This window comes from Brevibacterium sp. AGC70, assembly GCF_057334195.1.
In genome coordinates this window covers 123,501-142,422 of record NZ_JBHFIH010000015.1, presented here as the reverse complement: position 1 = coordinate 142,422, position 18,922 = coordinate 123,501, and the positions used below count along the sequence as shown (strand labels likewise).

Annotated in this window: 13 protein-coding genes and 1 tRNA gene; 6 read left to right on the top strand and 8 right to left on the bottom strand. The window is 63.7% G+C overall.

What is annotated here, in order from left to right; all coding sequences use genetic code 11:
* Positions 1 to 40 precede the first annotated feature (40 nt).
* From ACE03M_RS13575 to ilvA, 5 genes are all read right to left on the bottom strand, one after another.
* Entirely contained in the window at positions 41 to 880 is an 840-nt protein-coding gene (locus ACE03M_RS13575; RefSeq protein WP_485934452.1) for an HAD family hydrolase, read from the bottom strand.
* Positions 852 to 1,379 (bottom strand): hypothetical protein, encoded by a 528-nt coding sequence (locus ACE03M_RS13570; RefSeq protein WP_485934451.1) that lies wholly within the window; start codon positions 1,377 to 1,379, stop codon positions 852 to 854. The genes ACE03M_RS13575 and ACE03M_RS13570 overlap by 29 nt, the downstream gene beginning before the upstream one ends.
* Positions 1,376 to 1,954, bottom strand: coding sequence for a proteasome activator (locus ACE03M_RS13565; protein WP_485934450.1), 579 nt, complete (start codon positions 1,952 to 1,954; stop codon positions 1,376 to 1,378). The genes ACE03M_RS13570 and ACE03M_RS13565 overlap by 4 nt, the downstream gene beginning before the upstream one ends.
* Positions 1,955 to 2,015: 61 nt before the next feature.
* Positions 2,016 to 3,044, bottom strand: a complete 1,029-nt coding sequence (locus ACE03M_RS13560; protein WP_485934448.1) for an NAD(P)H-quinone oxidoreductase — start codon at positions 3,042 to 3,044, stop codon at positions 2,016 to 2,018.
* Positions 3,045 to 3,115: 71 nt separating this feature from the next.
* Positions 3,116 to 4,402, bottom strand: a complete 1,287-nt coding sequence (ilvA, locus tag ACE03M_RS13555; protein ID WP_485934446.1) for a threonine ammonia-lyase IlvA — start codon at positions 4,400 to 4,402, stop codon at positions 3,116 to 3,118.
* 247 nt (positions 4,403 to 4,649) lie between these two features.
* Here ilvA and ACE03M_RS13550 point away from each other — a divergent pair, with 247 nt between their 5' ends.
* Positions 4,650 to 7,211 carry a maltokinase N-terminal cap-like domain-containing protein gene (locus ACE03M_RS13550; RefSeq protein WP_485934444.1) on the top strand — a complete coding sequence of 854 codons (2,562 nt, stop codon included), beginning with the start codon at positions 4,650 to 4,652 and terminating at the stop codon, positions 7,209 to 7,211.
* Between the two features lie 102 nt (positions 7,212 to 7,313).
* A tRNA-Ser gene (locus ACE03M_RS13545) sits at positions 7,314 to 7,401 on the top strand.
* A gap of 241 nt (positions 7,402 to 7,642) precedes the next feature.
* On the opposite strand, the gene ACE03M_RS13540 is transcribed toward ACE03M_RS13545, so the two are convergent.
* Entirely contained in the window at positions 7,643 to 9,016 is a 1,374-nt protein-coding gene (locus ACE03M_RS13540; protein WP_143920806.1) for an APC family permease, read from the bottom strand.
* 458 nt (positions 9,017 to 9,474) lie between these two features.
* Here ACE03M_RS13540 and ACE03M_RS13535 point away from each other — a divergent pair, with 458 nt between their 5' ends.
* Entirely contained in the window at positions 9,475 to 10,569 is a 1,095-nt protein-coding gene (locus tag ACE03M_RS13535) for an MBL fold metallo-hydrolase (protein WP_485934443.1), read from the top strand.
* 34 nt (positions 10,570 to 10,603) lie between these two features.
* Entirely contained in the window at positions 10,604 to 11,740 is a 1,137-nt protein-coding gene (locus ACE03M_RS13530) for a C45 family autoproteolytic acyltransferase/hydrolase (RefSeq protein ID WP_485934442.1), read from the top strand.
* 10 nt (positions 11,741 to 11,750) lie between these two features.
* Here the strand turns inward: ACE03M_RS13530 and ACE03M_RS13525 are convergent, their stop codons facing one another.
* Positions 11,751 to 12,728 (bottom strand): hypothetical protein, encoded by a 978-nt coding sequence (locus tag ACE03M_RS13525; RefSeq protein WP_485934441.1) that lies wholly within the window; start codon positions 12,726 to 12,728, stop codon positions 11,751 to 11,753.
* Between the two features lie 51 nt (positions 12,729 to 12,779).
* Positions 12,780 to 13,427 (bottom strand): TetR/AcrR family transcriptional regulator, encoded by a 648-nt coding sequence (locus tag ACE03M_RS13520; protein ID WP_143920798.1) that lies wholly within the window; start codon positions 13,425 to 13,427, stop codon positions 12,780 to 12,782.
* A 205-nt stretch (positions 13,428 to 13,632) separates the two neighbouring features.
* Here ACE03M_RS13520 and ACE03M_RS13515 point away from each other — a divergent pair, with 205 nt between their 5' ends.
* Both ACE03M_RS13515 and ACE03M_RS13510 read left to right on the top strand, forming a co-directional pair.
* A complete protein-coding gene (locus ACE03M_RS13515) occupies positions 13,633 to 16,503 on the top strand; it encodes an MMPL family transporter (protein ID WP_485934440.1) in 2,871 nt (956 codons plus the stop codon).
* Positions 16,500 to 18,908: a YhgE/Pip family protein gene (locus tag ACE03M_RS13510; RefSeq protein WP_485934439.1), complete on the top strand. Its 2,409-nt coding sequence runs from the start codon at positions 16,500 to 16,502 to the stop codon at positions 18,906 to 18,908. Before ACE03M_RS13515 ends, ACE03M_RS13510 begins: the two co-directional genes overlap by 4 nt.
* Positions 18,909 to 18,922 lie beyond the last annotated feature (14 nt).

Here is an 18,922-nt window from a genome sequence, read left to right as displayed (position 1 = left end):
GGCGGGCGGCGCCGCCTGACATTAGTGACGTCGGGTATTTTTAAGGGCGTCCTGCGTGAGCGTCGAGCACGGCGCCCAGGTAGCGTGCGACGCCATCCTCATCGACTGCGTCGGTGACGGTGGCAGCGCAGTCCTTCACCGACTGCAGCGCGTTGCCCATGGCGACGCCGTGGCCGGCCCAGGTCAGCATCTCGATGTCGTTGGGCATGTCCCCGAACGCCATCACCTGATCACGGGCCACGCCGAGGTGGCCGCACAGTTCCTCGAGCGTCTTCGCCTTCGTGACACCTGCCGGAGCCAGTTCGACGAGACCGTTGACAGGGTCTGAGAATGAAGCATGGCAGTTCGCGGCGACCAGGGGATCAAGCAGATCGTGGAGGGCCGCTGAGTCTTCGGAGCCGATGCTGACGAGGATCTTCACGACGTCACGCGTGGCCAGCTCCGACAGGTTCTCCATGACGTGGGCCTGTCGGGGGTTGCGGGAGATGAAGTTTTTGTCGACGAGTCCGCCGGTGAGAGTCTCGAACGCGAAATTCGCCTCCGGGTGGGAAGCGGCGATCGTGGCGATGATCTTCTCAACTTCGGAGAATTCGATCGTGAGAGCAGAGACCACACTCGCCGAGGCGATGTCATAGACGACTGCTCCGTTGAGGCAGATGACACGGCCGAGGTCGGGTATCTGTGCGGCGATCGTCTCCAGCCATCTGATCGGCCGACCGGTGACGAGGACGAAGGGGATGTCCATGTGTTGGCAGCGGTGGATCGCATCGATCGTGGCCTTGGAGATGGGCTTCCAATCAAGCAGAAGAGTGCCGTCGATATCGCTGGCGACGAGCCCCAGGTCGAAGCCCTCAGGTGGCGTCATGATTGCCCCGTCCATCCACGTTCTCCTGGACGTGTTCGAGCAGCTGCGCAGCGTCGGCGATGAATCGTTCGGTCGCCTTCGCGCTTGGGCCGAACTGTCGCCCGGCGATGATCTCGGTGCGGGCCATCGATGCCGCGAGCACCGCCTCGGCGACTTTCGATGAGGCCCTGGTCAGCAGTTCCGGAGTGTCACCGACAGCATTTCGGGTGTGGCAGGGAACGACCTGCCCGGAGACCGGGTGATGGGTGTTCAGCCACGCGGTGATCTCGTCGACGACCGGCACCAGGTCGTTGAGGCGCTGCGTCCCATCGATGATCGTGTTGGCATCGGCAGACGGACCCCGGCCCTCGGCCGTCAACTCGTGGATGGCCACCGAGGTGGTGTAGTAGCGGTCGACGGCGCGGATGAACCGGTCGCGGTTATGGCGCCAGAGACCAGTGCCGAACTGCTGGTCAGGGCCCTTGCGCGAGGAGGATCCGCCCGGCTTCCGCAGACCGGAGAAGATGTTCTTCACAAGTAGTTGCCCGTGCGGCGGTTGTCGGTGTCGTCTTGCTTCTGGCCGTTGGCGGCTGCGTCCGGAGCGGTCCCGGGTGCCACCATTCCCGGTGGCAGCTGTCCATGCCCGGCAGGACCCTGCTGCGCCATCGCCTGCTGTGCCATGATCGCGGTCTGGATGCCGTGGAAGAGTCCCTCCAGCCAGCCGACCAGCTGGGCTTGGGCGATGCGCAGCTCGGAGTTCGTCGGAGGGCCATCGCCAGTGTCGAAGGGCAGGTCGAGGCGTTCGAGTTCGTCGATGAGATCTTTGGACAGGCCGTCCTCGAGCTCGTCGATCGACCGGCGGTGGATCTTCGCCAGACGCTCGCGACCCTTCTCGTCGAGGTCGGTGTTGCGAACCTCTTCGAGGAGCTGTTTGACCATGGTTCCGATCCGCATCACCTTCGCCGGGGATGATACATCGACCTCGGCCGATGACTCTTCGACGGATTCACCGGCAGGACCCGCCGGCTGTTCAGAGATGCTCGCCGACTGACCGGGGGAGTGTCCCGGCTGCGTGGAGGAGCTCTCGGACTGATCGGGAGTACTGGTCATGTTCGGACACCTTCTTCCTGCGCTGAAGCTCAGACACGCTGGGCCTCAGCCTCAATGAGCCTCAGACGTGCTGTTCTGAATTCGCGGCGGGCGCTGACTCGTCGACGATGAGCAGCACCTTTCCGATGCTCGCGCCCTCTTCCAATGCGGTATGGGCCTTGGGCGCATCGGACAAGGGCATCGTCTCGTGGACGATCGGGCGGATGTCACCGGAGATCACTGCAGGCCACAACTGTGCAGCCACCTCGGCGATGATCTCGATCTTCTGCTCCTTGGGTCGTGCCCGGAGCGTCGTGCCCGCGACCGACTTGCGTGGCTGCATGAGCGAGGCGATGCTGAGTTCGGCCTTCGCGCCGCCCTGCATACCGATGATGACGAGGCGCCCGTCGGTGCCCAGAGCCTTGACGTTGGACTTCAGGTACTTCGCGCCGATGATGTCGAGGATGACGTCGGCGCCGGTCGAACCGTCGGGGCGAACGCAGATCTCGTGGACGCGTTCGACGAAGTCCTCGTCACGGTAATTGATGACGGCATCGGCGCCGAGGCTGCGGCAGAATTCGGCCTTGCGTTCGGACCCGACGGTGACGACGATCTTTACGCCGAGGTATTTGGCGATCTGGATGGCGGCCGTGCCGATTCCGGATCCGCCGCCGTGGACGAGGAGCCATTCGCCAGCCTGGATGTTCGCATTGCCGACGATGTTGGAATGCACTGTCGCCAGAACCTCGGGCAGGCCGGCAGCCTCGGTGAGGTCGAGACTGTCAGGGACTGGAAGGAGCTGACCTGCAGGAACGGGGACTGACTCCGCGTAACCTCCACCGGAGAGGAGGGCGGCGACTCGGTCGCCGACCTTCCAGCCGGTGACCTCGGAGCCGAGCTCGGCGATCGTGCCGGAGACTTCGAGGCCCGGGATCAGCGTGGCACCGGCCGGTGGGTCGTAGAAGCCCTGGCGCTGCAGCAGATCGGCGCGGTTGATGCCGGCCGCGTGCACTGTGACCAGAACTTCGTCGGCCGCGATGTCCGGGGTCGGCTCCTCGGTGACCTGAAGGACTTCGGGACCGCCTGGAGTGGAAATCGTGATTGCTCGCATGATTCCACTCTAGTGGTTCGGCGAAGATTCGGCCGAGGTCACTTCACGTCCGAGACCAGGCTCGCAGGGCCTCAGGCGAAGAGACGGAACATCGGTGAGTTCTGGTGCACGCGTTCGATCTCGATCTGTGAGGCGTCCATACGTTCGAGCAGGTTCGGCAGGTCCTCGGCATAGCCGAGTTCGATGCCGACGAAGGCAGGGCCGGTTTCACGATCAGAGCGTTTGACGTACTCGAACATCGCGATGTCGTCGTCGGGGCCGAGGATCTCGTTGAGGAAGCGACGGAGGGCGCCGGGCTCCTGCGGGAAGTCGACGATGAAGTAGTGCTTGAGGCCTTCGTGGACGAGTGAGCGCTCCAAGATCTCCGGGTAGCGGGAGATGTCGTTGTTGCCGCCGGAGACCAGGCACACGACGGTCGATCCCGGCTCGATGGCGATCGGCTTGCCCGTCCCCGGCTTCCCGATGGCTGCCGAGGCGATTGCCCCGGATGGCTCGGCGATGATGCCGTCGACCTGGTACATGTCGAGCATCTCCGTGGCCACTGCACCCTCGGCAACGGGGCGGACATCGACATCGAGGTCGGAGACGATGTCGTAGGTCAGCGCCCCTGCGCGCTTGACCGCGGTGCCGTCGGCAAAGGGATCGATGTTCTCCAAGGTGACCGGACGTCCGGCCTTGAGTGCTGCGATCATCGAGGCGGCACCCGCTGGTTCGGCGCCGATGACGGTGGTGCCCGGCAGGTTCTGAGCCGCATAGGCCGCGATTCCGGAGATCACTCCGCCGCCGCCGACGGGCACGATGATGTAGTCGGGTGCTGCCTTGAGCTGGGAGGCGATCTCCACAGCGACCGTGCCTTGGCCGGCGATGGTGCGAAGATCGTCGAAGGCCGAGACGAGGAGGGCGTCATTGCGTTCTGCGTGCCGGTGGGCCAGCGCCGATGCGTCGTCATAGGTGGAGCCGGAGATCTCGATCGTGACCCAGTCGCCGCCGAAATGACGGACCCGGTCGACCTTCTGCCTCGGCGTGGTCTTGGGGACGAAGATGGTGCCCTGGATGCCCAGCTCCTTACACGCGCGGGCGAAGCCCTGGGCATGGTTGCCCGCCGAGGCGCACACGACTCCCCGGGCACGCTCGGTCTCGTCGAGCTGGAGCATGAAGTTGAACGCGCCGCGGACCTTGTACGAACGCACCATCTGCAGGTCCTCGCGTTTGAGGTAGACAGTGGAGCCGGTGGCGGCGGACAGCCGCTCCGAAATCTGCAGGGGAGACATGATCACAGAGTCGGCAATTCGCGTCGCGGCCGCTTCGACCTCGTTCGCGAGTGTTTGCTGCTGGGGTGATACGTCTTTTTTCAACACGACTCCATTGTGCTCCTTCTGTGTTGTCCTTGTGCAACTCGTTCCGGAATGAGGACACCCGGCAAGCCGCCCTACCAGCACTCCGCCGCCGCTGACCGGCACTGCGCTGGGGCGTCGAAAGGCCTGCGATGGGGTGCTGAAGGTATGGAATACGGCGCGGAGTTGATGATTTCTGGTGCGCCCTGAACAGCGCGAGGGCCTTAACATGATTGGATGGAGATGCCCTTAATTCCTTCAAGGAGGCGACATGGCCATCAGCAGTGAGCTGGAGCAACTGTTAGCCAGCTGGATACCTCGGCAGTCGTGGTTTCCGAAGCACGCCGCAGACTTCGGAACCGACCCCGATATCACTCCGATGTCGGTGGCTCGTGCCTTTGTGTATAAGGCCGAGGAGCTCGGTGGTTTCGCCGGTCTCGTGACCGTGATCTCTGTCGGTGACGGTCCGACCCTGCGTCGGCTCAACATTCCGCTCTCACTGCGCGGAGTCGAAGACATGCACCTGCGCAAGTCGCTGATCGGTCGGATCGATGACCTCGCACTGGGAGAAGTCTTCGTCTATGACGGTGCGGCAGACCCCGTCTTCGTCAATCTCATGGCCGACGCGATCACCAAGCGCAAAGTCTTCGACGGCGGCCAGCTGAGCACAGAATCGCTGCGTCACAGCCAGGAGAAGGCAGCAGCATCGCGAGGGAGCCAGCCTGCGCAGTCTTCGGTGCCGGCGGCATCAGCTCCTTCGCGGTCAGCCTCGGGCCGTAGCAATTCCCCCGCCGAGGTGGTCCCACCGAAGCCGTCGAAGGCTTCGTTGGTCACGGACGCTCGTGAAGAGCTGCCCATCGACATCCGTCCCATAGAGGTCACCGACTCCGGCGCCCATAAATCAACGGTCATCATCCACGACGAGTACGAGCCGATGGAGCTCAGCTTCTTCCGTGTGCTGGAGAACGGGATGCCGTCATCGCTGACGATCCCGGTTCTGCTCACCGAGGCGGGCTCCCGCAGTGTTCCCGAAGTCATCGGCTGGGGCTCAGGCCGGTGGTACGACATGTTCGAGGTCACCGAGATGGAGGCTCCGATGGCGCTGCTGTCCCATGTGGACGTCGACGCCGAAGCCGCCTGGCGCGAAGCAGTGGACATCGTCTGCGCCGTCGATTCCGGATCGATCGGAGCCTACAACGCTCAGGCTTCGGAGATGGGCCGCCGCATCGGTGAGCTCCACTCGGATATGGCCGCCGAATTCGGCATCGTCGAAGGTCGGGGCGAGCCGACGAGGCTTCTGGCCAAGAAGTGGATCGAGCGCATCGACTGGGCACTGGGCCGTGCTCCGCTGGCCCTGGATTCCCTGGTGCCCGAGCTGCGTGCCCACCGCGTGAAGCTGCAGTCGCTGAGTACGATCGGTGTGCTGCAGAAGATCCATGGAGAGCTGACTCTTGATCACGTAGTGAGCTCGGGAACCGACGGCTACTCGGTCGTGAAGTTCACGGACTCGACGAACTCGGATCCGAAGCCGGTGGCACTCGACCTCGTGGCATTGCTGCGCAGCGTTGACTACGCGGCTGGATTCGCCAGATTGCAGCGGACCGGCGAGCTCGAATCGGAGGACGGCGGCCTCGTCGTCAACGGCTTCGGCAATGACGCGTCAGCGCTGCGAGCCGTCTACGATTCCCCGGAATTCCTCTGGGCCTCGCAGGTGCAGAACTCGCTGCTCAGCGGCTATTCTCGTGCCCGTGGCGAAAGCCTGGGTCTCGGCGATCCTGTCCTGCGCGCGGCACTCATCGACAGGCTCCTTGTGGAGGTCGTCACCGAACTGCGCAATCGTCCCAACTGGCTCTCGGTTCCGCTGTCGACCTTGACCTTGGTTCTCAAGGGCAAGCCGGCTCGTGCCGGTGACACGCCCGCCGAGGCGGAACTCAGCGTTCCCGCGACTGCCGCAGAGGTTTCGGGTGCCACGGAGGCTTCGAACGATATGGTGACTTCGAACGACACGGTGACTTCGAACGACGAAGACAATTCGAGTGACGCGGAGGCCCCTAGCGACGCAGTCGTTTCGAACGGCGCGGATGAATCGCGGACGCCCGATCTCGTGGTCGAAGCCGACGAAGCTCTCGCTGACGCGGGCACCGGGGCCGACGCTGATTCCAAGGCCAGCAAGGTCGCTGGGACCGACACCGGCTCCGAGGCCGACAAGGACACTGCAGCCGACTCCGACTTTGCGATCAACACGGACGCTGCTGCTGACGCAGACACCAAGGTCGACGCAGGCAGTGCTGCTGACGCAGACACCAAGGTCGACGCAGGCAGTGCTGCTGAAGCCGACACCACAGTCAACACCACAGTCAACACCGGCCCTGTGCCCGAAACAGACAGTGCTGCCGACGCGGAGACCACCGCCGACACGGACGCCGGCACCACCGCCGACACGGATGCCGGCACCATTGTCGATTCGGACTCCGAGGCAACAGAATCCGCTGAACCTCGGCCACGTCCCGCACCCCGGCAGGAACCGACGGCGCAGTTCACCGGCGCCGCCAGGCCGAGCAGGATTCGTCGTCCAAGCCTCGCCGAGCAGTCGGCCTTCGACGATGAGGAGTTCGAGGACGAAGAGGACGAGTTCGTCGTCTCGCCCGTGCCCGCTACGTTCGCTGCGCGCGGCGCCGCCCCGGAGGATTCGGATTCGACTGGTCGACACGTCTTGCAGGAGGAACGGCAGGCGCAGCCGCGGACCGACGAGTCCGACAAGTCACAGGCCGATATGTCCGAGCAGTTGCAGACTGACGCATCTGAGCAGGGCAGCGGGTCAGCAAAGCACTGACGCCGCTCCTTCGGGAACCGATTAGCAGAAGACAATCGGTTTGTGAGAAACTGTTGTGGCTCAGCCTCGTGCGGAGCAGGCCGTGGTTCATCGCGAACCCTTGGAAGCGTGTCCGAGCGGCCGAAGGAGATGGTCTTGAAAACCATTGAGCGGCAACCCCGCTCCGTGGGTTCGAATCCCACCGCTTCCGCAAAGTGAAAGTCCCCGTTCGCATCGTGAAAACGACAGCGACGGGGACTTTTCGCATCCCTGCACATGGTCGTGATTCTCTGGTGAAAGATTGTCGAATTCCATTGATGAATTCGACAATCTTTCACCAGGAAATCTGAGTCTGCGGGCACTCCGCCCGGCGCCTACTCCGCACCGCCGCATTGCCGCATCCGCCGCGCCCGGCGCCTACGCCGCACCGCCGCATCCGCCGCGCCCGGCGCCTACTCCGCGGCGGCCTCCGGTTCGGACATCTCGGCGTCGGCCTCGGGGTCGTCGAAGCTGCGGACGGTGCGCTTGAAGCCGCGGGTGAGCACAGCCAGGTAGATGACACCGATCGCCAGCCAGATCGCGCCGCCGATCAGTGCGGTCTCGTGCAGGCTCACCCACAGGATGCCGGTGAGTATTGCGCCGATCGCTGGCATCACCACGTAGTTGAACGCCGACTTGAAGTCGACGACCTGTCTGGTGCGGAACGCGAAGTGCGCGATGACCGTGAGGTTGACGAAGGTGAAGGCGATGAGAGCCCCGAAGTTGATCAGCGCGGAGATGAACTCGAGGCTGAACGACATCGCAAACAGGCACACCGCGCCGACCAGGATGATGTTGAACATCGGGGTGTGGGTCTTCGGATGGATGTAGCCGAAGGCCTTGCGCGGCAGCACGCCATTGCGTCCCATCACCAGCAGCATGCGCGAGACCGAGGCATGGGAGGCCAGGCCCGATGCCACAGTGGCGGCGAAGGCGGCTGCGAGGAAGAAGCCCATGAAGACGGGCCCTCCGGTGAGGAGGCCGATCTCCGGCAGCGGATCGTCGACGACGCTGAACTGCGAATTGTCGGGGAAGAGCTGCTGAGCGAAGTAGCTGGCGACGAGGAAGATGAGTCCACCAGCGACCACGGTCAGCAGAATCGCCTTGGGCATGAGGCTCACATGCTTGGCCTCATTGGTGTACATCGTCACGGCATCGAAGCCGATGAAGGAGAAGCAGACCACCGTGGCGCCGGTGAGGAGCGCGGACATGTGCACGCCCTCATGCATGAAGGGCTCGGCGCTGAAGACGATTCCGGATCCCTCGCCGTTGGTCAGATTGACGACGGCGATGATGCAGAAGAGAGCGACCATAGTGACCGCGAAGACCAGGAGGACGGCGTTGAAGTTGGCCGTGCCGCGCATGGAAGTGGTGACGATGCCGGTCATGATCACGGTATAGAGGACCACCCACACCCAGGCGGGGGCATCGGGGACCAGTGACTCCATATACAGGCGGGCGATGAGGCAGTTGACCATCGGCAGCAGCAGGTAGTCCATGAGTGAGGTCCAGCCGACCAGGAAGCCGAGTCCCGGGCTCATGGTTTCTCGAGTGTAGGTGTAGGCCGAACCCGCTGTCGGGAAGACCTTGACCATCTTTCCGTAGCTGAAGGCCGTGAAGATCATGACGATGAGCGCGACGAGGTACGCGGCGGGCACCGCCCCATCGGTTTCGTCCGACACGATCCCGAACGTATCGAAGACCACCGTCGGCGTCATATATCCGAGACCGAGCCCGACGATGGACCACAGCCCGAGGTTGCGTTTCAGTGACCCTGACGCAGCCATATCAATCCTCCCCAATGAGTCTTGCCAAATGTCGCAGCGCTCCCACCCGACCGTGCGTTCGCGCGGGCGCATAAGTGATCTGCGCCATAGACACTATCCGCAATACAACCGAAAACGCAATCATTCTCACGAAACGAAACGATAACTTCACAGGCAATGTGTCATTCGCAACGAATCCAGTGGCCCAAGTTGCTGATTGCTAGTCGAGATTCGAATCCGGGTCGGTGTGCCCGACGCCGGCATTTCACGCAGGGCTCCGTGCTCATCACGGCGCCGAGGTGGTGGCGTCCCACCACGCTTCCCCTCATCCCGTCTATCGAACGACTTTTCAGTAACGGCGAAAAGAGAGTAGGTTGAACAGCATTGGCAATGTCGGCCCGCAAAAGTACGGGGTCGCAATGGTTCGGTCCCGAGCGGACCCGACCATGATGCTCGACGAAGAGAGGCAACGGCGAACAATGGCGATCGAAACACTCAGCTCGGCGCAGTCGAAGGCGTGGAAAGACAGAGTTCTGCCCCCAGTGGAGAACGTTGCCGAAGGCGTCTGGGCGATCCCCGTCCCGATCCCCAACAACCCACTCGTCTACACCTACTGCTACGGAATCGCCGACGGCTCGGGTCTGATCCTCATCGATCCCGGTTGGGACGGCAAGGACCAGTACCTGGCGCTCACCTCGGCGCTGGGATCCCTGGGATTCACTGTCGCGAACGTCCACGGGATCGCCATCACCCACTACCACCGCGACCACATCGGGCTGGTTCCCGCGCTGCTCCACAAGAACCCTGACATGTGGGTCGCCATGCACGGCGAAGATCTGCGCTCGATCAAGCAGTTCTTCTCCCAGAGCGTGGATCTGGGCACCGGGGTCGACCCGAGCATCAACATCGCTCGCGCCTACGGAGTTCCCGAGGACCGCTGGTCCGAGGTCGAGCGCCTCCAGGTCAGCAAGAAGGACGGCAGCAAAAAGGACAAGGGCGGCGCGGGATCCAAGGACGACTTCGCGCTGCTGATGAGCAGCATGCCCGACACCGTCACCATCCTCGAGGACGGCTCCGAGCTGCCGCTGGTCTCCGGCGCGCTGCGTGCACTGTGGACGCCGGGCCACACCTACGGCCACTCGGTCTTCATCCGCGATGAGGACCAGCTGCTGTTCTCGGGCGACCACGTGCTCCCGACGATCACCCCGAACATCGGGCTCGACAGCGGCGCAATCACTCACAGCCTCGGCGACTATCTGGATTCTCTGGACAAAATCGGCCAGCTGGACGCCGAGGTGGCGGTCCTGCCGGCGCACGGGTTCCGCTTCCAGGGTCTCCACGACCGCAGGCGTGAACTCGTCGACCATCACCAGCAGCGTCTGAGTGAGATCACCGCGCGCATGGACGCCACCGATGACCACAGCGTCTATTCGATCGCGCAGGGACTGCACTGGTCGCGCGGATTCGAATCTCTGCACAACTTCAACCTGTTCGCCGCCCTGGCGGAGACCGCCGCCCACATGCACTACCTGGACATCGAAGTCGGAGCGGGGTCGCTCGTCCCGCAGGCGTGAGGCGAGCATTCCCCGGTGACAAGAGGAGACCCTGATGAGCACCGAATACGTTCCCGCGGCCGAGGTCAGGCCCGAGACCTTCATCTCGCGAGCCGCTGACCACGTCCAGCGCGGGGCCCAGCGCGGGCGTGAGCTGCGCACAGGCATCGAATCCGCGATCGCAGGCTACCGGCGCTACTTCGAATTCCTGTCCATCGCCGAGGCGAACGTCCGTGCCGCTGCCGCAGCGAGTCACGCACGTCTCAGGGCGTGGTCGCCGCAGGCTGCCGAGGAGGTCGCAGCTGTGGCCGAGGGCGCGCAGGTTCCCGTGGATGAACTGATGGAGGTCATCGCCCGCACCGAGATCATGACCCTGGCACCGGCTTCGCCGACGGAGTGCTCGACCGTGAGCTTCACTCGCCCGGGAAGCTCGCTTGCGGCGCAGAACTGGGATTGGGCCGCCGACTTCTCGACGCTGTGGCACATCAACGATGTGGGCGCTGTGCCTGGCCAGCTGCGTCATGTGGGCATCGCCGAATACGGGATGCTCGGCAAGATCGGACTCAACGAAGCCGGCGTCGGCGTCTTGCTCAACATCCTCAAGCACGAGGGCGATGGGGTCGGGGGAGTGCCCATCCACATGATCCTCGAACGTGTCCTGTCGACGGCGAGGACACTGGACGAGGCACTCCAAGTCATCCACTCGGCGCCGACCACCTCCTCGTCGATCATCACGGTGGTCACCGCCGACGAGGTGGTTCAGGTCGAGATCGCCAATGCCCAGAAGTGCGAGCGACGAGCCGGAGATCCGAGCGTATCGCCGGGCACGGAGTCAGGATTCCTGCTGCACACGAACCACTTCCTCCACCCCGACCTCGTCCCCGGAAGCCTCGAGCTCAATGCGACGTCGACCTCACGGGCACGTCACGCTCACCTCGAGCGGCGACTGGAGGAGTACTCCGCCCGAGCTGGAACCTCAAGTGGTCCCGAGTCGACGGCTGAGCTCATCGACCTTCTGACCACAGGACCAGACGAAGCGCCGGTGTCCTGCACCCCGGCTCCAGGTGCCGCCTACGGGGACCGGTCGGCGACCCTGGTCACCGTGCAGATCGACCCGAAGCGCAAGCAGATCGATCTGGCTCCCGGTTCACCGGCAGACGGGTTGCAGGGCAACCGTCGCTACCAGCTCTGAGCTATGAACGTCAGGCATCAGCGGCTTCGCTTGCGGCCTCTTCTTCGCGCATCGAGATGATCGTGTCGAGGCCGGAGGCGATCGAGTTCGAATCATCCAGCGCTGTCTGAGCCAGGCGCCACGGCACCATGTCGAGGTTCTGATCGCCGACGCGGAAACGGATGAATGGCTGCCTGCCGCGGGGGTCATCGGCCTCGAGGTGCGCGCCGTATCGCCACTGTCCGAAGCCGATCCGCCGGATGGTCTCGCCGATGAAGCGCATCGCTCCGGCGACGAATTCAGTCTCGTCTTCCGTCATCATCTCATCGCGGGAATCGTACCGGGCCTTGAGCTGCTTACCCAGCCGGACCAGTGCCTCGCGCCCGAACTCCCATGACGACGGATCGGCCTGCTCCTGGGTCCAGGCAGCGATGCCCGGTTCCACGGTGCCGATGAAGCGGGAGAGGAACTCGACCTCTTCTTCGCTGGAGTTCTCAGCGGTGAGCATCCCCATCGCCAGGCCGGTGCAGCTGCGCTTCGGCGCGCCGTCACCGCCGAGGTTCTCGCGGGCCTTGGACAGGACGGCCGTGAAGACCTCGGCGGTCCTGGCATCGACTGCGGCAAGGATGATCGCCAGGATGGGAATGGGTTCACCTTTCAGCGGACCTTCTTCCGTGTCCGGGCGGATGAACGGCATCCCGTTTCCGGTCTCCTCGTCGTGATCCCAGGCTCCGCCGATCGCTCGGAGATAGGTCTCGCCGAGGTAGCGGATGAGGCCCTCGACAAATCTGCGGTTCTCGGGGTCGATCACCTCGTCGGGGGAGGAGAAGCGGGAAAGCACGAAGAACTCGAGCATCGGAAGAGACTTGGGACCGAAATCCTTGGGGAACGGCACCGTCTCCCCGTCTTCCTTATCGAAGGTCTCGGGCAGGTCGGCGAGGACGAAGGCGCCGAGGCGGACATCCATGTTGTTGATGAAGGCGTAGTATTCGCGCTGAAGTTCATTCACGGCCACCACTTTAGTGCCTTGGCGCCGGTCCTGGGCGTTCGCCGTCCGAGCCTAGGCCTTCTGCGAGAAGTCGAGCAGCCGACTGAGGATCCGCACCATCTGCGTCGAATCGATCTCGACGACCTCGTGAAGTTCCCTCCCCGCAGCCGCGCGCAGAGAAGACTGCGTGTGAACGGCGGTGAGCGCTTCGATGAGGTCCTTCAGCGGAATCGTCGAGGCGGCTTCCGCGAAGCCGATGGCGTTCTCGATCAGCGATTGGATCCGCTGTATCTGGAAAGAGCTCAGCTCCGCGTACCGGGGGTAGAGGTCGGGCGTGCGCAGACAGTACAGCTGGATCTCCTGCTCAGCGATCACCTCGGCGGCGGTGGCCCTCTTCTGGCTGAAGGTGTCGTCGATGAACTCCGTGAGGAATCCCTCGATGTCCTCGGGCCGACTGGAGTTGAGGCGATCGCGCCAGCGTTCGATGGTGGCGTCGAGCAGGTCGAGGTCGTGGGAGGTGCGCTGTTCGATCGTGGCCAGTACCAGATCGTCGCGGCTGGAGAAGTTCGAGTAGAACGCTCCTCGAGTGAACCCGGCGGCCTCGCAGATCTCCTCGATCGAAGCCCCATCGATGCCCTTGACGGCGAAGACGGACATGCCCGCCTCCACCAAGGTGGATCGGGTCTGCCGTCTGCGGGCGCTGAGATTGTCTGTATTCATCGAACATTTCATCGTCGTGGCGGTCGCTGTGCTGGTGTGGCGGTGTTGCTGTCGCAGGGGCGGTGCTGGTGTGGCCCCTGCGCATCGGTGTCGTCCTGGGCATCCGATGGGAATCTTTAAGAAACTCCTGATGCATTTGCGCTGAGGGCACTGAGTCAACAACAATACATTACTGTATCCAATACACTTTTGTATCGAGGTCTTCGTGTCAACATTCCTGTACGCTCTGGGTCGCCGTGCCTATCGCGCTCCCATCCGATTCATCGCTGGGTGGTTGGTGATCTTCGGGCTCGTCGGCGCCGGTGTCGCAGCCTTCGCGAAGGACTTCGACAATGACTTCACCCTCCCCGGGTCCGAAGCCCAGGTCGCACTCGATTCGATGGAGACGACTTTCCCGGAAGCCTCAGGTGTGGGCGCATCTGTCATCGTCGTCGCCGCCGACGGCGACTCCGTCGAGGACTCCGCGTACAAGGACGAGATCGAGAAGGAAGTCGATCGGCTCGAAGACCTCCCGCACGTCGACGCCGTGACATCGCCGTTCGACAAGATGGTCAAGGGCGCGATCAGCGAGGACGAGTCCGCTGCGATGATCTCCGTCCAGTACGACGGCACCCAGCAGGAGGTCGGCGAAGCGGCCCCCGACCAGCTTCTCGAGGAGCTGGATCCGCTCCGCGACGCCCTGCCGGAGGGTTCCCAGGTCGAAGGCGGAGGCCAGCTCTTCCAGATCACCGGTGTGGAGATCTCCTGGGTTGAAGGCATCGGCGTCGTCATCGCCTTCATCGTCCTGCTGCTCACCCTCGGCTCCTTCCGCGCTGCCGGCATGCCGCTGATCACAGCGCTCATCGGCGTCGGCATCTCCGTTCTCCTGGTCGTAGGATCCACAGCCTTCGGTGCAGTCAACTCCTCTTCGATCATGCTGGCGCTGATGTTGGGCCTGGCGGTCGGCATCGACTACGCGCTGTTCATCGTCTCCAGAGCCCGGGCACTCCTGGCCGAGGGCCACGATCCGCTCGAGGCCACAGGACGGGCCGTCGCCACTGCCGGATCGGCTGTCGTCTTCGCGGGCATGACCGTGATGATCGCGCTGCTCGGACTGTCCCTGGCTGGAATCCCGTTCCTCACCGTCATGGGCATCGGCGCCTCCGGCTCCGTCGTCGTCGCCGTGCTGATCTCCCTGACAATGGTTCCCGCGCTGCTGGGACTGGTCAAGGAGAAGATCACCCCCAAGCCGACGAAGCGCTACCGCCGGGCGTTCGCGACCGCACAGAAGAAGGTGGACGACTCCGTCTCCCGGTCATCGATTGCCGCCGAGGCGGAGGCTGAGGCCGGTGAACCCTACCCGAAGACGATCATGAACAAGTTCTTCGCTGGTTGGCTGCACGTAGTGACGAAGATTCCGCTGCTGACGGTCGTGATCATCGTCGGCGGACTCGCATTGTTCGCGATCCCCGCCTCCAACCTCCAACTCTCCCTGCCGACTGCAGGCAGCCAGGAGGAGGGCACTCCCGCCCGAACGAGCTATGACCTCATCGACAAGCACTTCGGCCCCGGCTTCAACGGACCGCTGGTTATGACCAGCGAGATCGTGACCTCTGATGACCCTCTTGACGACGTCGAGACGATCGAAGACGAGATCGAAGACGTCGAAGGCGTCGACCAGGTCATCCTCGCCACCCCGAACCGAGATGCGACGACAGCTCTGTTCCAGATCATCCCCACCACCAGCTCCGAAGATCCGGCGACACTCGACACCGTCGACCGACTCCGGGACCTGAGTGCGGACATTGAGGACGAGGACGGCTTCGAAACCGCGGTCACCGGTGCCACGGCGATCCAGATCGACGTCTCCGATCAGCTCGGCAAGGCGCTGGTGCCATTCGGCATCTTCGTCGTCGGACTCTCGATCATCCTGCTCATGATGGTCTTCCGCTCGATCTGGGTGCCGATCAAGGCCACCGGTGGCTTCCTCCTGTCCGTCTTCGCCTCCTTCGGCACCGTGGTCCTCGTCTTCCACGACGGACTCTTCGCGTCAGCGATGGGCATCGATTCGACAGGGCCGGTGATCAGCTTCCTGCCGATCATCGTCATGGGCATCCTGTTCGGGCTCGCCATGGACTACGAGGTGTTCCTCGTCTCCGGCATGCGCGAGGCCTACGTCCACGGGGCGAGTGCGCGGGGCGCGATCAAAGCCGGCTTCGCCTCTTCTGCCAGAGTGGTCTCGGCAGCGGCGATCATCATGTTCTCCGTCTTCGCCGCCTTCGTTCCCGCGGGGGAGCCGATCATCAAGTCCATCGCACTCGCTCTGGCCTCGGGTATCTTCGTTGACGCCTTCCTGGTGCGCATGTCCTTGGTGCCTGCCATCATGCAGATGCTCGGCGACAAGGCATGGTGGCTGCCGAAATGGCTCGACCGCATCCTGCCTCGACTCGATGTCGAAGGAGAGGGCCTGGCTCACGAGGTGGCTCTGCGGGACTGGCCGGAGCCGGACTCCGATTACCGGGTCTATGGCCGCGGCATCGCTGTGCGCTCGGGCCGGCGCGGATTCGCCCAGGTCGACATCTCCCTCTCACCGGGCCAGATCCTCGTCGCCAGCGGCCAAGCGCGCAAGGCGCTCCTGCTGGCCCTCTCCGGTCGCGTTGGGCTGACAGCCGGTGAGATGAAGATCGGAGACATGGTCCTGCCCGAACATGCCGGACGGGTCCGTCGTCGTGTTCCGTACTTCGACCTCGATGAGAACGGGCCGGGGAAGATGCCAGGGGCACGCGAGCTCTCACAGCTGGCCACCTCGGCGCCGGATCTGCTCATCATCAGCGAAGCAGGCGCACTGGCCGACGAGAGAGGCCGGGACGGTCGCGATCTCCGCGATCTTGTCTTTGATCTGCAGGCCGAGGGCACGGCGATCGTGCTGGGTCTGCCCGACGGCGACGTCACAGGGATCCTGTCCCCGAATACGAACTACTTCCACCTCGACCTCGATGAGGCTAAGCCCGAGGCTGAGCGTGGAACCGACAATGACAACGGCGGCGTGCAAGCCCACGCCGCCGGTCGCAGCGAAATGGAAGGCGTGCAGTCGTGAGACTCGAACGTGCGAACTCGAAACGGCCAGTGACCTGGCTGTCCCTCTTCGGCCTGGTGCTCATCCCGATCATCGTGGCTGCTGGTTTCATTTTGGCCACGTACAACAGCACCGACCGCCTCGATACGATCGAGGCCGCGATCGTCAACAACGATGACGGCGCCGAGGTTGATGGTGAGACCGTGCCGATCGGCCGGCAGCTGACCAGTGGGCTTGTGGGCGAAGAGGACAAGAACATCCATTGGGTCATCACCGATGAAGACGATGCCGAGAAGGGCATGTCCGATGGGACCTACGCTGCGACCCTGACCATCCCCGAGGGCTTTTCCAGGGCTGTGACCTCGGTCAGCGACGCCAAGTCCGCAACTCAGACGCAGCTCGACGTCGATGTCTCCGGGGTGGCTCCGGCCGCCGACACCCAGATCGCGCAGTCGGTTGCCGGGGTGGCGCGGACAACCTTCAACACGCAGATGACCGAGACCTATCTCGACAACATCTATGTCGGCTTCAACGACATGGGTGATCAGATGAAGGACCTCGGAGACGCCGCCGGTGAACTCGATGACGGCGGCGAGGACCTGGCGAAGGGGACGAAGAAGTCCGCGAGCGGTGCGGGCGAACTCTCCGATGGTATGGAGAAGCTCGACTCCTCAGGATCTGAACTCAACAAGGGAGCCGGAGACCTGTCCAAGGGCGCCGGTGAACTGTCGAAGGGCACCGCCGAGCTCTCGGGCGGTCTGCAGGACATGAAGAAGTCGACAGCGGACCTGCCCGACAGCACGCAGAAACTGGCCGACGGCGCTGGAGAGCTCTCCGGGGGAGTCGACGAGTACACGAAGTCGATCGACCAGATCATCAAGGGCTTCGCCGGTTCCGGTGACTCGGGCTCCGGCGAGGGTGGAATCGATGATCTCGTCAAAGGCGGCAAGGACCTCGACAAGGGCGCAAAGGGTGTCTCCGAGGGTGCCGAAGGCCTGTCATCCGGTCTCGGCCAGTACCGCGACGGTCTCCAGGAAGGCGCCGACCAAGCCGATCAGCTCGCCAAGAGCGGAACCGTGACCGGTCTCGATTCGCTGGTGTCGGCGGGCATGATGACCCAGGAAGAGGCCGATCAGGCACGCGCTCAGATGTGCCCTGTCGGCACACCGGATGAGGTCTGCGCCGGCATCGAGAAGGCCTACGCTCAGGGGCTCCTCAACGGCACCTCGGGCGGACTGAACAGCGCCGTCGACGGTCTGGAGCAGAAACAGGACGGGGAGTCGCTGCTCGGCGGCGCGAACAAGCTCGCCGATGGCGCCGGTGAACTCAGCGACGGCATGAGCAAGTTCGTCAAGGGCCTCGAAGACGGCCTCGGCGAACTCACCAAGGGCATGGAGGACATCTCGAAGAATGCTCCGAAGCTGCTCGAGGCTTCGAAGGGTCTGCGTGATGGGGCCTCCGGTGTCGCCGAAGGCAATCAGAAGCTCGCCGACGGCATGCCGGAGCTCAGTGACGGAATCGCCAAGGTCGCCGATGGCTCGAGCGAACTCGACGACGGTGCAGGACAGCTCTCCGATGGACTCGGTGAGTTCTCCACCGGACTCGACAAGTACACGACAGGAGTCTCCACTGCCGCAACCGGCACCTCTGACCTTGCGAGCGGACTGGGTACCCTGTCCGAGGGCACAGACAAGTATTCGCAAGGCGTCGGCAAGTTTGCCGACGGTGTGAAGAAGGGTGCGGACGAAGTCCCCTCCTATTCGGCCCCGGAGCGTGACAAGCTCTCCACCGTCGCCTCTCAGAACATCAAAGCGCCGAGCTCCTCCGAAGCGGGCGATGTGCTGCAGGGGTCGACGCTCGCGCTGCTCATCATGCTCGCCTTGTGGGTCGGCGGACTCGTCACCTACACGGTGCTCAAGCCGATCCCGGCTTCGACCCTGCTCTCAACGAAGTCCTCAGTGGCAGTCTGGCTGCGCGGCTTGGTGCCGGGCGTGATCGTAGGACTGCTGCAGGCCCTTGTGCTGTCGATCCTGGCGGTGAGCGTGCTGGACATCGGTGCCGTCCAAGGCTTCGACATCGCGGTCCTGACGTTCGTCTCCGCGCTGGTGTTCATGGTGCTCAACTTCGCCTTGGTGGCGTGGTTCGGCGGCGTGGGCAGGTTCCTATCGGTGATCGCAGTGGTCCTCGCAGTTGCCGGACGGACGATCGGCGCGGTGCCCGGCTTCTTCGACTTCATTGCCCCGATCCTGCCGCTGACGCCGGCGATGAACGGCTTCGCCGCGATCACCGCAGGAACCACCGGAGTGGGTGCCGCCTATGGTGGCCTGCTGGCCTGGGCGATCATCGGAGTCGTGATGTCCCTGCTCGCGATCGTGCGAGCCAGGACCACCAAGCCCGAAGCCGCCCTCGAGATGGCCGATGCCTAGGGGAGACCCGCGTA